Here is a 16,943-nt window from a genome sequence, read left to right on the forward strand (position 1 = left end):
TTTATCCTTTATTCTCATTATCTATTTTGTTGAAAGCATCAAATGAATTATTCAGCTAAAAGAGTCGTATTTTTGTACCCCTTTTAAAGATTCCTATGTTGAAATCCTATCGGTCTTTCGCTAAAATCTCCCTGATCCTGGTCTATCTGGTAATCATCGCCGGAGCAGTCGTAAGAATGACCGGAAGTGGAATGGGTTGTCCCGACTGGCCCAAATGTTTTGGGTATTACATCCCTCCTACTGAAGAATCAGAATTGCGGTGGGAAGCGGGTAAAACTTTTAAAAAAGGACAGGTGATCATCCGCGATCAAGCCCTCTATGTGGCTGCCGAAGACTTTACATCAGGAGATCTTTACCGCCCTGAGAACTGGGAATCCTACGAGAAACACGACTATGCCATATTCAATGCGACCCATACCTGGATAGAATATATAAACCGACTCTTAGGGGCATTGGCAGGCTTGGCCACCCTATTTATGGCATTAGCTTCGCTACGCTACTGGAAGAAGAACAAAACCATAACCTTAGTAAGTTGGGGGGTGGTTGCAGGTATGTTGTTCCAGGCCTGGCTGGGGGCAACCGTTGTATACTCCTTGCTTCTGCCCGTAAGGATTACCCTGCATATGGTAATGGCTCTGGTGATTGTAGCCTTGCTGATTTATTTGCTGCAAAAAACCAAAAGCAATATCACAAATCGCCCGTACGATCAAAAATTAAATCAGATGCTCTGGCTGGCCCTGGGCTTAACCATGGTTCAGATTATACTTGGCACGCAGGTCAGGCAATTTGTGGATATACAAATCGACATGCTTGGAGAAGAAGCAAAAAATCTCTGGCTTTCACAGCCCGAATTGCAGTTTTATATTCATCGTTCTCTTTCCCTGGCAGTGGTCCTTCTCAATGGCTGGATTGCTTTCCGCATCTTTAAAAGACAACTGGGCTACTCAAAAATATATGGCGTTTTGGCCATAATCGGAATAGAAATACTTACTGGAATTGCTATGTATTATGTCGATTTCCCTTTTGGCAGTCAGCCACTACACCTGGTATTAGCTGCTCTTTTGTTTGGCTTGCAGTTTTATTTAGTTCTGGAGTCGCAAAAAAATGTCACAACCGTCGAATCTTTGTAACTTTGCACCAAGGAAAATTTATCAGTGATGATATATAAAATCAGGATTATACTCGATACCAAAGAAGATATATTCAGGGATATCGAAATAGAAGCCGAAAGCACTCTGGAAGACTTCCACAACGCTATTAATCAAGCCTTTGGCTTTGAGGGTGATGAAATGGCTTCCTTCTATACCTGTGATGAAAATTGGAATCAGGAAGAGGAAATAGCACTCTTTGATATGAGCGAAGGTAACGAGTCGGTCCGACTGATGAATGAGACTTTCCTGGAAGACACCTTAACCCGGCAGCACCCCAAAATGATCTACGTATACGATTTCTTAAGTATGTGGACCTTTTTTGTGGAATTGGCAGATATCGTAGAAGCAAAGGAAGGCAGCAACTACCCAAATCTGCTCTTTAGTTTTGGAGAACTTCCGGATTCTCCCCCCGAAAAAAACTTTGAAGCAGATCCCAACTTCGATTTCGACGAAACCTTTGATCGATATGACGATTTAGATTTCGAAGAAAACTGGAACTGATCGCAACTTTTCCATTTTTAAATCATCAACACCTATTTAATCTTAATTATCTCAACCCAAGTTTTACACAATGATCAACCTTTTTAACGCCCAAATAGACGAAGTATCACTACACAGAATAGGGAACAAAAATAAAAATGAAGGGGTTTTTCTCTCTGAAGAGACACAGCCCCTCAATGATGAATCGCGGGGATTGCTGAAGGAATTTTTTCTTAAACCTTTTAGGGAAAAAGAGGAGAATTACTATCGATTAAGTCACGAAGCGGATCTTGAGTTTAACGAAATCTATCAGGCTGCACAGGCTATTTTTAAAAATCCCGGCCAACTTCAGGAAGTTTCAAAAAAGATCGCAAGGCACTTGTATGATCAGTCGGATCACCCCCACATAAAAAACGGAGAAGTATTCGTGGTCCATTTCAGCAATGTGATCCTCGACAACGAAAAAGTGGAAGCCCTGGGGGTATTTAAAAGTGAGATCAAACAGGAGTTTCTGCAATTTGAAGAGAAATCATCTCGCCTCGATCTTCGCCTAGAACAGGGCGTAAATCTGAACAAACTAGACAAAGGCTGTCTGATCTTCAACGTACTGCAAGAGGAAGGTTATAAGGTACTCTCTGTAGACAGTAATCGCTATGACGCCAAATACTGGCTCGAGAATTTTCTCGGGGTTAATGTACTTGCCGATGAGAATTTCTACACCAAAAGTTATTTAAAATTCTGTCAGAATTTTGCGAAGGATATCGTACTCCCCGCAGAAGACAAACAGCAGGAAGTACTGTTTATGAACAGGGCTGTAAATCATTTTGCTAAAAATGATGCCTTTGAGGAAACCCAATTCCTCAATGAAGTGATGGAAAATCCGGATTTAATCCCGGAATTTAAGCACTACAAGGTTGAAAAAGGGCCAAAGTACAGCATAGAGGATGTTTCAACTTTTCCCATTGCCAATAAAGCCGTTTCCGAATCGAGGAAAAAAATGAAAAATGTGATCAATCTGGATACGCATGTTCAGATCCGTCTCGATTTCATCAATCCCGAATCGGCTGAACGTTTTGTGGAAAAAGGTTGGGATGAAGAAAAGCAAATGTATTATTACCTGGTCTATTTTAATAAAGAAACTAAGCAATAAGTCGGGCTACTGCCAAAGTGGTGCTATACCATAAAGCTATTTCACTTCAATCTTTTTGTCGATGATCTGCCTCATACTGACATTCTCGTAGTTCCTCTTGACAAAATCAAGGGTGAGATTGAGGATCTGTCCCATATTCCTGCATTTTTTAAATTTCAGGTCTTTCGTATATGTAAAGATCTCCATCTTGAGACGTTCCACGTTTTCCGGACTGGAGATTTTATCTACTTTGGCGGCATTGATCAGTCTTTTGATCCTCTTGTTGGCACTGATGATCCTCTTGGCAATAATAGATCTTTCTTCCACTTTGTACTGTTCTATGGAATCTTCCAGCAGTCTGCCCTGGACCAGTTCTACCATTTGCAGGTTCTCCTTAAAGAATTGTGGTCGGTACACGTTTAGCTTTCCTTCGTAACACTGCTGGTCAAAGTCGATCGCGCGAATCCTGAAGACCACGTGATCAAAATCGTGTATGGGTACAATTACGTAATTGTAGGAACGCATATCCCCAAGCAATTGGATCATACAGCGCTCATTGAACTTAACGAATTCTTTGGCAAGTTGTGATTTTTGGGAATCCGTGCAATTGGGAAGCATATTCTTTATAAAGATATCCCCCGGAATACCCGAAATATGTTCTTCGATGAGGGTATCCTTGTACACCAGAAAATTCAGATTGTAAGGAGAGAGCATATGCTCCAGTTCCAGACCGTAGATTCTAGATGCATCAGCCTTTTTAACATAGAAATAGATGAAATTGTCATTGAGGATATTCCTGATACGGATTCGGAAGGGTTTTGAATTTCCAAACGTACAATAGTCCACCGCATCTACATTCAGGTACTGAAATATCCGATCGGTACCGTCGGAATGCAGAATGGAATAAACCATTTTTAAGCTGAGATCGATCTCTTTACGCTCAGAATCAGAATAATACACCCGTACCCAAAGGGTGTCATTTCCCTCGTTGTCATAAACAACCACTGAACCTGCAAAACGAAGCAGATCTTCGTAAAATATGGGTATCTCTATTTTTCTGTTGTACTGATCGAGGAAAATATCCAGTTTTTTACTGACCGGATAGGAGGGTTTCTTTTTGGACATCAGCCGTTCTTCGGACATAAGATCTTTTCTTTATGCTGACAATTTGTAACAAATTGTAGGTTTCTTCGTCAAGTTACTATAAACTGCCTAAATAGAACATTATTTGGAAACGATTCTTACGGTCTCAAACCTCACAAAAAAATTCGGTTACCTCACTGCAGTTAAAGACCTTTCTTTTTCAATTGAAAAGGGAAATGTCTACGGCATACTCGGTCCTAACGGCAGCGGTAAATCAACCACGCTCGGCATTGTTCTCAATGTAGTGAATGCCACTAACGGCGCCTTTACCTGGTTCGATGGACAGGCAACAACCCACCAAGCACTGAAAAAAGTGGGAGCCATAATTGAAAGGCCCAACTTCTACCCCTATATGTCGGCCCTTCAGAATCTTAAACTGGTTTGCAAGATCAAAGAGGTATCCTATGACCGAATTGAAGAAACCCTGCAATTGGTAGGCCTTTGGGAAAGGAGAAACAGCAAGTTTAAAACCTATTCCCTCGGGATGAAACAGCGACTGGCTATTGCCTCGGCTCTTTTAAATGATCCGGAAATCCTTATTCTGGACGAGCCGACTAACGGCCTGGATCCACAAGGTATACATCAAATTCGTCAGATCATTAAAAAAATAGCTGCAGAGGGTACCACCATTTTACTGGCCTCACACTTGCTGGACGAAGTTGAAAAAGTTTGCACTCACGTCGTCATTCTCAGAAAAGGGGAAAAATTATATTCAGGTCGGGTAGACAATATGCTTGCCAGTCACGGGTATCTGGAACTTAGATCAAAGAATTCAGAAGCCCTGATAAAGTTGCTGAAAGAAGATGAAAGATTTGGAAAAATTGACGAGGAATTTGGCTTGATCACCGTAGTCCTCAATGAAAGGATGGAACCCGGGGAACTAAATGAATTCCTGTTTAAGAACGGGGTTGTCCTCACCCACCTGGTAATGCGCAAGGAAAGCCTGGAAGAGCAGTTCCTGACACTAACCAAAAACCAAAGCAATTAAAATAAGGAATACCCTATGAAAAGGCTTTTGCAAATTGAATTTATCAAGCTTTGGAATAACCGTACAAGCAAGATTTTAATAATCTCTTACTTTGTGCTACTGACCTCCATTGCCCTGGTAGCAGCTATTAAATTTGATATCGGCCCCATTCAGTTTCACCTGGCTGAACAGGGTATTTTCAATTTTCCGTATATCTGGCATTTTAACACCTTTATGACGGCCATTTTCAAATTATTCCTGGCTATCGTCATCGTGTCAATGATGTCTAATGAATACAGTAACAAAACCATAAAGCAAAATCTGATCGACGGTCTTTCCAAGAAAGAATTTGTCCTGTCAAAATTTCTGACCGTTATTTCGTTTGCCCTGATCTCTACTGTCTTTGTCTTTGTGGTATCCATGGTTTTAGGTTTGGCCTACTCGGATTACGACGAACTGTCCATTATATTTTCTGATCTGGAATTCCTCCTCGCCTTTTTCGTGAAACTGACAGGCTTTTTCTCCTTCTGCCTTTTTCTTGGAGTACTGGTGAAAAGATCGGCTTTTGCCCTTGGATTCCTTATCCTGTGGCAGGTCTTTGAAGGCTTTGTCAGGGGCATGATCCGATGGAAATTATTCGACTCTGAGACTACAGATGCCGTAATGGGCTTCTTTCCCCTCAACTCTATGTTCAACCTGATCAAGGAACCCTTCTCCCGATTAAACGCAGTTCAATCAGTGGCTAATCAAATCGGAGAAAAAGTATCCCTGAATTATCAGGTTCACTTCTATGAAATACTCATTGTTCTTGCCTGGACCTCTATTTTTGTCTATTTGTCCTATGTGTTACTAAAAAAGAGGGATTTATAGTATATTGTAGTGTTTGGGAAAACACTATGAAAAAGAATTGCTCCATCGTCCTTTTAGGTCTGCTATTTCCGTGCGTTGTATTTGCGCAGGGAGAGGCGTCTTACTGGCTCTTCAGCAATTGTGCGGGAATCCAATTCAACAATGATGCGGGTTTTGCTTCTGTAAAAAGTAAAATTACTACCCGCTTGTGTAATTTGGGATTTCTGCTTGCCGTTTTGTTGGCGGGATCTTTGGCCAGTGCCCAGGTATGCCCCAACCCGGTTCTTACCAGTCCGCTTGACGGAGCGACAAACATAGCCGTAGATTCCGATATTTCCTGGAACCTGGTACCCAATGTACCAGGATATAAAATTTCTTTGGGAACCACCCCCGGCGGCACCGACATTCTTGACGAGCGCTTTGTGGGGAGTGCAACCACCTATAATCCTCCTCTGGGACTGCCTGAGAATACCCTGATCTATGTGACGATCACCCTTTTTGATTTTCAAAATGGCAACCTGGAAATTCCCTGTTCAAGCGAATCCTTTACCACTGCCCCAATTATACAAATCCCAGCCTGCACACAACTGACCATACCATCAGACGGACAAACTGATGTCAATCCAGCGACCAATCTCAGTTGGAATTATGTGCCGGGTGCCATAGGGTATCGACTTACTATTGGCAGTAGCCCCGGAGGTAATGATCTACTGCCGACAACTGACCTTGGAAATACCCTTACCTTTAATCAAGCGGCAGAATTCCCTCCTAATTCAACCGTCTATGTAAACATTATTGCATACAATTTGATCGGGGATGCCATTTCGTGCTCGGAGTTTAGTTTTGATACCAGTGCTATTGCCGCTCTACCGGGATGTACCGCTTTAATTTCCCCTTTGAACGGGGCCAACAATGTTCCGGTAACGCCTATTCTGGAATGGACGCCGGTACCGGGAGCCGCGGGTTATCGAATAACTGTAGGAAATTCTCCATTTACAGCTGAAGTTCTCGACAACGTGGCTTTCCCACCTGTGACGCAGACGGGAATTCTTGAACTGGAGGCAAATCGCACCTTTTTTATCACAATTGTTCCCTTTAATGCTGCAGGGGATGCCATTGGATGCCAACAGGAGTCGTTTACCACCATTCAGGGCTGCGGGCCCTTTTTTGATCCCATGACAGGCGACCTGATCAGCTTGAATCCGGAGATCAACTTTCCTGACACGATCGCCACATGTGAAAATGAATTTCCGATAATGGTTTCCAGTACCGATACTGCTGATGGGTATCGCTGGTACAGCATCAATTCCAGCGGAATTGAAACCCTAATATCTAATACGGCTGATGTTAGCCTCAGTAGTGCGGGAGAATATCGGTATGAAGCCTATAACCTTATACCACAAAGTGGAAATTTGGACTGTCCCAGTTCACAGGTATTTAATGTAGTGAGTTCCGAAGCTCCTGTGATCTCATCCATAAATGTAACAGAACAGGCGACAGGCATCAGAATTATTGTCAATACGACTGGCGGTGGGGATTACGAATATGCCATAGACAATATTAATGGGCCATACCAGGGGAGTAATCTATTTACTAACATCCCGTATGGCACCCATACCTTGTATGTCAGGGATATAAATGGCTGCGGTATTGCAGAAGAACAGATCGTTCAGGATCTGACGCTTGAAGGGTTTCCCAAATTCTTCTCTCCGAACGGCGATGGAATTAATGATTATTGGCAATATATTCCTCCGGAATTTGCCGGGGATATTACCCTGGTCAGTATCGAAATCTACAATCGTTATGGACAATTACTATTACAGATCGATCCAAATTCAAGAGGATGGGATGGTACGATAAATGGTTCATCGCTTCCTGCTGCCGACTATTGGTTTAGAGCGAGGTCGAGTACCAATAATGAAATGACCGGGCATTTTTCCCTCACCCGCTAAGGGGAATCAAAATCTAATATTGCAGCTAAATAAAACCCTCCGACTTTCGTAATTTTATAGCATGAAATTTAATGTAGTATCCGATTTTAAACCTACAGGGGATCAGCCTGAGGCTATTAAGCAGTTGGTTTCCGGAATCCATGAAGGAGAACATCATCAGACGCTTTTAGGGGTGACCGGTTCGGGGAAGACCTTTACAGTTGCCAATGTAATTGAAGAAGTACAAAAACCCACTTTGGTGCTGGCCCACAACAAGACACTCGCCGCACAATTGTATTCAGAATTCAAACAGTTTTTTCCCGATAATGCGGTCGAATACTTTGTCTCTTACTACGATTATTATCAACCCGAGGCATATATCCCGACCAGTGGCTTGTACATAGAGAAGGACCTTTCGATTAATGAAGACATAGAAAAACTGAGATTGAGCACCACTTCTTCCCTGCTGTCAGGCAGGCGGGATGTGCTGGTGGTTGCATCGGTCTCCTGCCTTTATGGTATTGGTAATCCCGTAGAATTTCAGAAAAATGTAATTACAATACGAAAGGATCAGGTCATTGCACGAACCAAATTTTTACATCAGCTGGTTCAGAGTTTATATTCGCGGACTACGGCCGAATTCAAGAATGGCAATTTCAGGGTAAAGGGCGATGTTGTAGATGTTTTTCCCAGCTATGCCGACAATGCTTTCAGAATACATTTCTTCGGGGATGAAATCGAGGAGATCGAGGCATTTGACCCCCATAATAACACTTTGATTGAGGTTTACGAAACTCTGAATATTTATCCGGCCAACATGTTTGTAACCTCTCCGGATATTCTGCAGAATGCGATCCACCAAATACAACACGACCTGGTGAATCAGATAGCGTACTTTAAGGAGGTAGGAAAGCCGCTGGAGGCCAAAAGGCTGGAAGAGCGTACCAACTTTGACCTTGAAATGATCAGGGAATTGGGCTATTGTTCAGGGATTGAGAACTATTCCCGTTACCTCGACGGACGGGAACCGGGTACCCGACCTTTCTGTCTCCTGGATTATTTTCCGGAAGACTACCTTATGATCGTTGATGAAAGTCATGTTACTATTCCTCAGGTTCACGCCATGTACGGAGGGGACCGATCCCGTAAAGAAAATCTCGTGGATTACGGCTTCCGCTTACCGGCAGCAATGGACAACCGCCCATTGAAATTTGAAGAATTTGAAGCCCTGCAAGGACAAACCATTTTTGTAAGTGCCACTCCTGCCGACTATGAATTACAACTGAGTCAGGGTGTTTACGTGGAACAGGTAATCAGACCCACTGGCCTCTTAGATCCTGTAATAGAAGTACGCCCAAGTAAGAATCAGATTGACGACCTAGTGGAGGAGATACAACAACGGGTGGAAAAAGATGAACGGACCCTTGTGACCACGCTGACCAAAAGAATGGCAGAAGAACTCGCCAAGTACCTGACGAGGATCAATATACGTTGCCGATATATCCACAGTGACGTGGACACCCTTGAGCGCGTTGAGATCATGCAGGATCTCAGGAAAGGAATATTTGATGTACTGATAGGGGTAAATTTGCTGAGGGAGGGACTGGACCTGCCTGAAGTCTCCCTGGTGGCTATCATAGATGCCGATAAAGAAGGGTTTTTACGCAGCAATCGATCCCTGACCCAAACGGTTGGAAGGGCTGCGAGGCATTTAAACGGGAAAGCGATTATGTATGCCGATAAGATTACCGATAGCATGCAAAAGACCATTGACGAGACCCAATATCGGAGGGACAAGCAGACCCAGTACAATAAGGAGAACAATATTACACCGACCTCTTTGAATAAAAGTCTGGATAATGCCCTTGCAAAGAACTCGGTATCGACCTATCACTTTATCAAGGAAGAACGCAGGGCAGCTGAACCGGATATGGAATACCTTACTGCAGATCAGCGTGAAAAGATGATTCGAACCAAGAGAAAGGCAATGGAAAAGGCTGCAAAAGAACTCGATTTTATGCTGGCGGCGCAACTGAGGGATGAAATCAAGTTCCTGCAAGAACAGGAATAATCAAAACAGTACTATGAAAAAATTCCTGCTGCCCATCATTTTTTTCTGCAGTTTACCCTTTTTGGCTTTAAGTCAAACTTTTGAGGGTACAAAGATCCGCATGATTGCGCAGGATCAATTCTCAGAGGGAGTAGAAGAATTAATAGAATTCCTTAAAATTCCAAATATTGGTAGTGATCCGGAACAGGTAGAGCAAAACCTGAAATGGTGCCAAAACCGATTTAATAATCTCAATTTTGAGACCCAGCTGATTCAAACTGCCGCTGCACCGTTGCTCTTTGCGGAAAAGATGCTTTCTCCTGACAAGAAAACAATACTTTTTTATCTCCAGATTGACGGGCAGCCCGTGGACACAACAGAATGGGACCAGGCAAATCCTTTTATACCGGTGATTAAAGAAATAGGAGCCGACGGTTCATGGAAGCTGGTTAACTGGAATCCCGGTGATCCTTTACAGGAGGAATGGAGAATTTTTGGTAGATCGGCATCTGATTCCAAAGGTCCGGCCACGGCTTTTATCACTGCCCTCAATTATTTTAACTCGAATGCTCAGGAGGAAGAATACAATATTAAGGTGATCATGGACTTTCAGGAAGAACTGGGCTCCCCTACTCTGGCCAAGGCTGTAGAAGAAAATGAATCTCTGCTGAAAGCCGATATGATATTGATCATGGATGGTACCCGCCATATCTCAAATTGGCCAACCCTTACTTACGGTGCTCGTGGAATAGCTACTGCCACTATAAGAATATTTGGCCCTTCGAGTCCCTTACACAGTGGACAGTACGGAAATTATGCTCCAAATCCGGTATATAAGGCTGCTCGCTTTATTGCCAGCCTTAAAGACAGCAGTGGGCGTGTCCTGATTCCGGGATTTTACGACGGGATCAACTTGTCAGAAGAAGATAAAATTGCACTCAGATCGTTACCTGAAAACGAAGACAGCCTGAAAGTTCGATTGGGCATATCGCAAAGCGAAGCCGTAGGAAGTAACTATCAGGAATCATTGCAATATCCCTCATTAAATATTCGCGGTCTGCGCTCAGCATGGGTGGGAAGTGAAGTGAGAACGATCATTCCTGAGGAAGTAGAAATAGAAATAGATATGCGGCTTGTCCCTGAAACGCCGGGAGAAAGAATGATAAAACTATTGGAAGGACATTTAAAGAGTCAGGGGTTTTATTTGGTTGATAGCATCCCCTCAGCCGAAGAGAGGAAAATACATCCAAAGATTGCCAATTTGAAATATCGATTAGGATCTCTGCCATTCAGAACGGAAATGAATTCAGAAACAGGACAGTTTTTAAATCGGGCACTGAAGAAAGTATTTGGAGAAAAGTTGGTTAACATGAGAACTACCGGGGGGTCTCAACCTATTGCCCCCTTCGTTAAAACGATGAATATTCCTGCGGTCTCCATCAGGATTCCCAACCCGGATAATTCCATCCACGCACCTAATGAAAATTTGCGCCTTGGTAATTTCCTCGAGGGAATTATGATGTGCCTGGCCATTCTAAGTGAGCCTCAATAAAAAAAGGTACCCCAAACTTTGAGGTACCTCTCAACTAACCAAACAAACCAACCATTAAGAAGACCCGCCTATGGGGTCAAGCATAATTTCTATCAAATCTTACTTGCCAATTTCTATCATCCGTTTTGGCTTTGGCAATGCCTCTTCCTTCTTAGGAAGGTGAAGCGACAGAATGCCCTCGTTGTATTTTGCCTTGATGTTATCACTGTTTACAGTATCTGGCAAGGTAAAAGATCTTTTAAAAGACGAGTAAGAAAATTCCCTTCTTGTATAATTCTCTTCCGTCTTTTCATCTTCAGTTTTCTTTTCCATTGAAATGGTAAGTACATCCTTATCGACTTCTACGTCGAAATCGTTTTTATTCATTCCCGGGATGGCTAATTCGAGATTGAATCCCATATCGTCTTCCTTGATGTTTACTGCCGGAAGCGTAGATACAAAGTTTTCACTTCCACCCAGCCAATCTGGCCTTAGGAATTCGTTCATCAGCGATGGAAACATACTGTTGTTGCGGGTTATAATACTCATATCTCTTAAAATTTAGGTTAAACTTTCTTTATCTACCCAAAGAGAACAAAGGATGTACCAAGTGTAATTATATGTCTTTTTGGCATATTAGATCAATGAATACCTGCCTTTATGGCATGTATTGTTAAGTAGAGAATTGGAACGAATCACCATGTATGCGAGAAGAATTTCAGAAAATGAAAGAAAGGAGTGTCTAAGTTAGACTTTTCTAATACCTTGCCTGAAATGACATTTCAATGACGAATAACGATATATTAAAAAAGTTACGGGTAGCGCTGCAATTGAGGGATGATGAGATTGTCGACATTCTGGCTCTTGTGGATTTCCGTATCTCCAAGAGTGAAATTGGTGCCTTTTGCAGAAAGGAAGGACATCCGAAATACAAGGAATGCGGAGATCAGGTTTTGAGGAATTTTCTCAATGGCCTGGTGATACACTTACGCGGACCTAAAGAAGCGTCCGGCAAATCAAAAGCAAAGGTAGATTTAACATCTGCCGAAAAAACCAAAGGAGCTTCGAGACAGAGAAAAAGCAAGTATACAGGTCTGGGATCTGTCTCGTATAAAAATAAAAAAGGCCCTAAGAATCCCTAGGGCCCTTTAAGATAACTTCAGTATTCATCCTGTAATTCTCACAGGTACTGTAAACATTGTTCCCTCTTTAGAAACAGGCACCTCTACGACCTTGTAATTAAGTCGGCTCTTTACAAATCGCTCCAAGACCTCATTGTCAGTGTCCACTGAGATCACTACGATCTCGTTTTTGTGGTTTAAAGTAAACAAGACTTGTGCCGTCAGGTCATTTTCCTTTAACACAAAAGTGTTGTCTTCCAAAAGATCTCCGATCTGGATGGCGAGATCTTTCTTAGGGTCTGTAGATTCGGAATCATTTGCAAAAAGAGTCCCGGCTGTAAATAGGAAAGCCGCTACGAGCAATACAGGTAATTTTCTCATGATTGTTTGTTTTTTGATTAATAATTAGATTGATGATTTGTTATAAAAGACGATTGTCTTTTAAGGATGTTACAATTATTTGAAGGATTAACATATTTTTAAGCAACTTTATCCCTAAGATGTTAAATAAAGCAGCGTTTGGAAATTGCCAGCTCAGAAGTGTGACCTGATGTCTATTCGTCTTTTTATGATTCCAAAATGCGTATAAAAAAAGGAGATGAATTGATTACATCTCCTTTGATACTTTTTATTTATGAGGAATATTAAGCCAAGACCTCTTTCACCTTGTCAGCAGCTTCCTGGAATTGAACGGCAGAATGTACCGCCAATCCGGAATTGTCAATAATCTCTTTAGCCAGTTCTGCGTTAGTTCCCTGAAGTCTTACAATGATTGGAACCTTAATGGCATCGCCCATGTTCTTATAGGCATCCACCACTCCCTGTGCTACACGATCACAACGTACGATCCCACCAAAGATATTGATGAGAATTGCTTTGACATTGGGATCTTTGAGGATGATCCTGAAAGCTTCTTCTACCCTTTTGGCATCTGCAGTTCCGCCAACGTCCAGGAAATTAGCAGGTTCACCTCCGGCCATTTTTATCAGGTCCATGGTCGCCATCGCCAGACCGGCCCCATTGACCATACATCCTACATTACCATCGAGATCGACGTAGTTTAATCCCACGGCTCTTGCCTCAACCTCTATTGGATTTTCCTCCCTCAAATCTCGCATTTCTGCGTATTGTTTTCTTCTGAATAGGGCATTGTCATCGATGGACACTTTGGCATCAACTGCCATGATCTTGTCATCTGAGGTCTTTAAAACAGGATTGATTTCGAACAAACTCGCATCGCTCTGCTCATAAGCCTTGTATAGCGAAGAAATAAATTTTGTCATTTCCTTGAAGGCCGTCCCTGATAGTCCAAGGTTAAAGGCAATTTTTCGAGCCTGGAATGGGAGCAGGCCTGTGGAAGGATCAACTTCCTCATGGAAAATCAAGTGCGGCGTTTTCTCGGCCACTTCTTCAATATCCATCCACCTTCGGTAGAATACATAATCATGTTACGCCCTTTTGCTCTGTTGAGTAGAACAGAAACGTAAAACTCGCTGGTTTCACTATCCCCGGGGTAGTATACGTCTTCGGCAACCAGCACCTGGTGCACCTTTTTTCCTTCGGCAGAAGTCTGTGGCGTTACCAGATTCATCCCTATGATATTTCCGGCGATCTCTTCAACTTCCTTGAGGTTTTTGGCCAGTTTAACTCCACCACCTTTACCTCTTCCTCCTGCGTGGACCTGGGCTTTTATGACATGCCAGGAAGTTCCGGTTTCCTGTGTCAACTGCTTGGCTGCATCTACTGCTTCTTTCGCATTATGCGCTACAATTCCTCTTTGAATGCGTACGCCGAAGCTGGCTAATATTTCCTTTCCCTGGTATTCGTGAAGATTCATAAGGTTATTTTAGTGAGTTGATTGCAAAAATAGGAAAGAATGCGGAGTTAACATATTTAAATATCCGCTTCTTATACTTTAAAGTCTTTAAAATCGAGAGGATCAAAATTCCGAAAATGCCCGTTCATTTCTATTAATGCCTTGGTGCGGTCTACTTGCCTTAAAACCTTTATGGTCTGATCGAGATGCTTTTTTAGATAGGCAAGTCTTTCACTCTCTCTGGTAATTTGTAACAATTCGTGTTCCTGTTCAAAAGAGAGCCCCATCTTATGCGCCAGCATGTAAGGATTAAACTTCTCAGGCGGAATTCTTTCAAAAGGGACACCCATCAAATCATAGAGTTCCTGTATACCGTCCAGGACAACTTTCTTGGCTTCTATATCCCCGTCATTGATCGCTTCGAGAAACTTGACAATACCCCCTGCGTATAATTTTCCCTCCATTTCATTATCGAAAGTCATGACCTGGAAGACTTGTCTCGCCACACAGGTGATATCCATAGAACCGTTTTCGTAGGTGGTAACAACCTCTACCAATTGCACTTCCGTGCCATAGATGATCCTGTCATTTATATATACAGGTATACCAAAGGTGATGGCTTCCTTTCTGCAATCGTGTATCAGCTCTTTGTAGCGTTCCTCAAAAATGTGCAGGGGTACCGTTTCCCCTGGAAAAAAGACGGTCTGTAATGGAAAAAAAGGTAGTTTCACGGATGTATTTTCGTAAAAATACAAAGTGCAATGCTCCGTAGCAAGCAGAAAGCGGAGAGATTATTGTTTCAAATATAACTTTTTGTTGTATTTTTCTAATTAAACTGATTTATTTTTGTGTGATGCATTGAAGTAGAGTAGTTTTACCTCAAACACGCTTTTATGAAGAATACAGATCTCATTGCCATTGCTGAAGAATACGGTGCCCCTGTTTACGTTTATAACGCTGATAAGATCATTTCACAGTTCAACAGACTTTCCAACGCCTTTTCCGATGTTCCCAATTTAAAATTGAACTACGCAGCCAAGGCTTTGTCAAACATTAGTGTATTGAGATTGATGAACAGTCTTGGGAGTGGACTCGATACTGTGTCTATCCAAGAGGTTCAATTAGGCTTACTCGCGGGTTTTGCACCAGAAGACATCATCTACACCCCAAACGGTGTCTCCCTGGAGGAGATCGAAGAGGCAACACAACTTGGAGTTCGTATCAATATTGACAACTTGTCTATTCTGGAGCAGTTTGGGACAAAGCACCCCCATGTGCCAGTTTGTATCAGAATCAATCCGCACGTCATGGCGGGCGGTAATTCAAAAATATCGGTAGGTCATATCGATTCGAAATTCGGGATCAGCATCCATCAGATTCCGCATCTGTTGAGGATTGTAGAATTGACCAAAATGAATATCAATGGGATTCACATGCATACCGGAAGTGATATTCTTGACATTGATGTCTTTCTATATGCCTCAGAAATTCTTTTTGAAACCGCAAGGAATTTCACGGACCTGGAATTTATTGATTTTGGGAGTGGCTTTAAAGTCCCTTATAAAGAAGGTGACATACAAACCAATATCGAAGAATTAGGACAGAAGCTCGGAGGAAGATTTAAAGAATTTTGCAAGGAATACGGCAGGGACCTTACGCTCGCCTTTGAGCCGGGTAAATTCCTTGTCAGTGAAGCAGGATCATTCCTCGCGAGAGTGAATGTAGTAAAGCAAACCACATCAACTGTTTTTGCCAGTGTAGACTCCGGATTTAACCACTTTATCCGTCCGATGCTCTACGGGGCTTCCCACGAGATTGTCAATATATCCAATCCCGAAGGCAGGGAAAGGTATTATTCAGTTGTGGGATATATTTGTGAAACAGATACTTTTGCCAATAACCGAAGAATCAGTGAAATTACAGAGGGAGATCTCTTGTGTTTTAGAAACGCAGGAGCCTACTGTTTTACCATGGCCAGTAATTATAATTCGAGGTACCGCCCGGCCGAAGTATTATGGTACAAAGGGCATTCGCATCTAATCAGGGCGAGGGAAACTTTTGAGGATATCGTGAGAAATCAGGTGGACCACTCGGGTCTTTTTCAGCCCAGGGCAGATCAAGTTATCGCCAAGTGATGTCTGACTCCATGGGCTTTCCAGCTCTGAATTAAAATAAAGGAGCTACAAATTCGTTATTTTAATGAAAGAAATACGACTATTTGTGAAAAGTATCACCTATGAAAAAGAAATACATCTCCCTTTTTATATTTACCCTGCTCTTCTTCCTGGGAAGTAACGTACATAAATTAAGTGCTCAGCAGGTAGAATGGTTAAGCTGGCAGGAAGCTACCGAACTGGCCAGGACCGATACCAATCCCAAAAAGGTTTTTATCGATGTGTATACCGACTGGTGTGGATGGTGCAAACGAATGGATAAGGACACCTTTCAAAATCCACAGGTAGCCGCGTATATGAATGAGAATTTTTATATGGTAAAAATGGATGGCGAAGGAAAGGAACCTATAGAATTCAAAGGAAAGACGTATACTTATGTGCCTTCAGGAAGAAGGGGATACCACCAATTTGCCGCAGCTTTGCTTAAGGGAAGATTAAGCTATCCCACTGTTGTCTTTCTGGATGAAGAGCTCAATATGCTTTCCCCTGTCCCAGGCTACCAAAAGCCCGGACCCTTTCTAAATATTGCGCGGTACTTTGGAGAAGACATCTATAAAGAATTAGATTGGAAAACGTATAGCGGACAAAGCAAATAAGCTTT

The 16,943-nt window shown here is 42.5% G+C and carries 15 protein-coding genes and 1 pseudogene; 11 read left to right on the top strand and 5 right to left on the bottom strand.

Annotated features, from left to right (window positions below; all coding sequences use genetic code 11):
* Positions 1-95 precede the first annotated feature (95 nt).
* From EQY75_RS08975 to EQY75_RS08985, 3 genes are all read left to right on the top strand, one after another.
* On the top strand, positions 96-1,130 hold the full coding sequence (locus EQY75_RS08975; RefSeq protein WP_129605131.1) for a COX15/CtaA family protein: 1,035 nt from the start codon (positions 96-98) through the stop codon (positions 1,128-1,130).
* A 27-nt stretch (positions 1,131-1,157) separates the two neighbouring features.
* Positions 1,158-1,652, top strand: coding sequence for an IS1096 element passenger TnpR family protein (locus EQY75_RS08980; protein ID WP_129605134.1), 495 nt, complete (start codon positions 1,158-1,160; stop codon positions 1,650-1,652).
* Between the two features lie 70 nt (positions 1,653-1,722).
* Complete coding sequence (locus EQY75_RS08985) at positions 1,723-2,781, top strand: nucleoid-associated protein (RefSeq protein WP_129605136.1); 1,059 nt, start codon at positions 1,723-1,725, stop codon at positions 2,779-2,781.
* 36 nt (positions 2,782-2,817) lie between these two features.
* On the opposite strand, the gene EQY75_RS08990 is transcribed toward EQY75_RS08985, so the two are convergent.
* Positions 2,818-3,903 carry a hypothetical protein gene (locus EQY75_RS08990; RefSeq protein ID WP_129605139.1) on the bottom strand — a complete coding sequence of 362 codons (1,086 nt, stop codon included), beginning with the start codon at positions 3,901-3,903 and terminating at the stop codon, positions 2,818-2,820.
* A gap of 85 nt (positions 3,904-3,988) precedes the next feature.
* Here EQY75_RS08990 and EQY75_RS08995 point away from each other — a divergent pair, with 85 nt between their 5' ends.
* From EQY75_RS08995 to EQY75_RS09015, 5 genes are all read left to right on the top strand, one after another.
* Positions 3,989-4,891, top strand: a complete 903-nt coding sequence (locus EQY75_RS08995) for an ABC transporter ATP-binding protein (RefSeq protein WP_129605141.1) — start codon at positions 3,989-3,991, stop codon at positions 4,889-4,891.
* Positions 4,892-4,906: 15 nt separating this feature from the next.
* A complete protein-coding gene (locus EQY75_RS09000) occupies positions 4,907-5,740 on the top strand; it encodes an ABC transporter permease (RefSeq protein WP_129605144.1) in 834 nt (277 codons plus the stop codon).
* Between the two features lie 26 nt (positions 5,741-5,766).
* Positions 5,767-7,671 carry a T9SS type B sorting domain-containing protein gene (locus EQY75_RS09005; protein WP_129605145.1) on the top strand — a complete coding sequence of 635 codons (1,905 nt, stop codon included), beginning with the start codon at positions 5,767-5,769 and terminating at the stop codon, positions 7,669-7,671.
* 61 nt (positions 7,672-7,732) lie between these two features.
* Entirely contained in the window at positions 7,733-9,721 is a 1,989-nt protein-coding gene (uvrB, locus tag EQY75_RS09010) for an excinuclease ABC subunit UvrB (RefSeq protein WP_129605148.1), read from the top strand.
* A 13-nt stretch (positions 9,722-9,734) separates the two neighbouring features.
* Entirely contained in the window at positions 9,735-11,252 is a 1,518-nt protein-coding gene (locus tag EQY75_RS09015) for a M20/M25/M40 family metallo-hydrolase (protein WP_165200605.1), read from the top strand.
* 99 nt (positions 11,253-11,351) lie between these two features.
* On the opposite strand, the gene EQY75_RS09020 is transcribed toward EQY75_RS09015, so the two are convergent.
* Positions 11,352-11,780, bottom strand: a complete 429-nt coding sequence (locus EQY75_RS09020; protein WP_129605153.1) for an Hsp20/alpha crystallin family protein — start codon at positions 11,778-11,780, stop codon at positions 11,352-11,354.
* 236 nt (positions 11,781-12,016) lie between these two features.
* On the opposite strand from EQY75_RS09020, the gene EQY75_RS09025 reads away from it, so the two are divergent.
* Positions 12,017-12,373, top strand: coding sequence for a DUF1456 family protein (locus tag EQY75_RS09025; RefSeq protein WP_129605155.1), 357 nt, complete (start codon positions 12,017-12,019; stop codon positions 12,371-12,373).
* A gap of 24 nt (positions 12,374-12,397) precedes the next feature.
* Here EQY75_RS09025 and EQY75_RS09030 read toward each other — a convergent pair whose 3' ends face one another.
* From EQY75_RS09030 to EQY75_RS09040, 3 genes and pseudogenes are all read right to left on the bottom strand, one after another.
* Positions 12,398-12,733, bottom strand: a complete 336-nt coding sequence (locus EQY75_RS09030; protein ID WP_129605158.1) for a hypothetical protein — start codon at positions 12,731-12,733, stop codon at positions 12,398-12,400.
* Positions 12,734-12,996: 263 nt separating this feature from the next.
* Positions 12,997-14,189, bottom strand: a pseudogene (sucC, locus tag EQY75_RS09035) (ADP-forming succinate--CoA ligase subunit beta).
* A gap of 71 nt (positions 14,190-14,260) precedes the next feature.
* The gene (locus EQY75_RS09040; RefSeq protein WP_129605161.1) at positions 14,261-14,899 is read right to left on the bottom strand and encodes an LON peptidase substrate-binding domain-containing protein; all 639 of its coding nucleotides are present in this window, start codon (positions 14,897-14,899) and stop codon (positions 14,261-14,263) included.
* 162 nt (positions 14,900-15,061) lie between these two features.
* Here EQY75_RS09040 and lysA point away from each other — a divergent pair, with 162 nt between their 5' ends.
* Complete coding sequence (gene lysA / locus EQY75_RS09045; RefSeq protein WP_129605164.1) at positions 15,062-16,303, top strand: diaminopimelate decarboxylase; 1,242 nt, start codon at positions 15,062-15,064, stop codon at positions 16,301-16,303.
* A gap of 101 nt (positions 16,304-16,404) precedes the next feature.
* Positions 16,405-16,938, top strand: a complete 534-nt coding sequence (locus EQY75_RS09050; RefSeq protein WP_129605167.1) for a thioredoxin family protein — start codon at positions 16,405-16,407, stop codon at positions 16,936-16,938.
* The last annotated feature ends 5 nt before the right edge of the window (positions 16,939-16,943 follow it).

The organism is Muriicola soli (genome assembly GCF_004139715.1).
Classification (GTDB): domain Bacteria; phylum Bacteroidota; class Bacteroidia; order Flavobacteriales; family Flavobacteriaceae; genus Muriicola; species Muriicola soli.

What these genes read in the sequence shown, in the direction of transcription:
- EQY75_RS08975 (WP_129605131.1), top strand. Translation starts at nt 96, where the DNA reads ATGTTGAAATCCTATCGGTCTTTCGCTAAAATCTCCCTGATCCTGGTC.
- EQY75_RS08980 (WP_129605134.1), top strand. Translation starts at nt 1,158, where the DNA reads ATGATATATAAAATCAGGATTATACTCGATACCAAAGAAGATATATTC.
- EQY75_RS08985 (WP_129605136.1), top strand. Translation starts at nt 1,723, where the DNA reads ATGATCAACCTTTTTAACGCCCAAATAGACGAAGTATCACTACACAGA.
- EQY75_RS08990 (WP_129605139.1), bottom strand. Translation starts at nt 3,903, where the DNA reads ATGTCCGAAGAACGGCTGATGTCCAAAAAGAAACCCTCCTATCCGGTC.
- EQY75_RS09000 (WP_129605144.1), top strand. Translation starts at nt 4,907, where the DNA reads ATGAAAAGGCTTTTGCAAATTGAATTTATCAAGCTTTGGAATAACCGT.
- EQY75_RS09005 (WP_129605145.1), top strand. Translation starts at nt 5,767, where the DNA reads ATGAAAAAGAATTGCTCCATCGTCCTTTTAGGTCTGCTATTTCCGTGC.
- uvrB (WP_129605148.1), top strand. Translation starts at nt 7,733, where the DNA reads ATGAAATTTAATGTAGTATCCGATTTTAAACCTACAGGGGATCAGCCT.
- EQY75_RS09015 (WP_165200605.1), top strand. Translation starts at nt 9,735, where the DNA reads ATGAAAAAATTCCTGCTGCCCATCATTTTTTTCTGCAGTTTACCCTTT.
- EQY75_RS09020 (WP_129605153.1), bottom strand. Translation starts at nt 11,780, where the DNA reads ATGAGTATTATAACCCGCAACAACAGTATGTTTCCATCGCTGATGAAC.
- EQY75_RS09025 (WP_129605155.1), top strand. Translation starts at nt 12,017, where the DNA reads ATGACGAATAACGATATATTAAAAAAGTTACGGGTAGCGCTGCAATTG.
- EQY75_RS09030 (WP_129605158.1), bottom strand. Translation starts at nt 12,733, where the DNA reads ATGAGAAAATTACCTGTATTGCTCGTAGCGGCTTTCCTATTTACAGCC.
- lysA (WP_129605164.1), top strand. Translation starts at nt 15,062, where the DNA reads ATGAAGAATACAGATCTCATTGCCATTGCTGAAGAATACGGTGCCCCT.
- EQY75_RS09050 (WP_129605167.1), top strand. Translation starts at nt 16,405, where the DNA reads ATGAAAAAGAAATACATCTCCCTTTTTATATTTACCCTGCTCTTCTTC.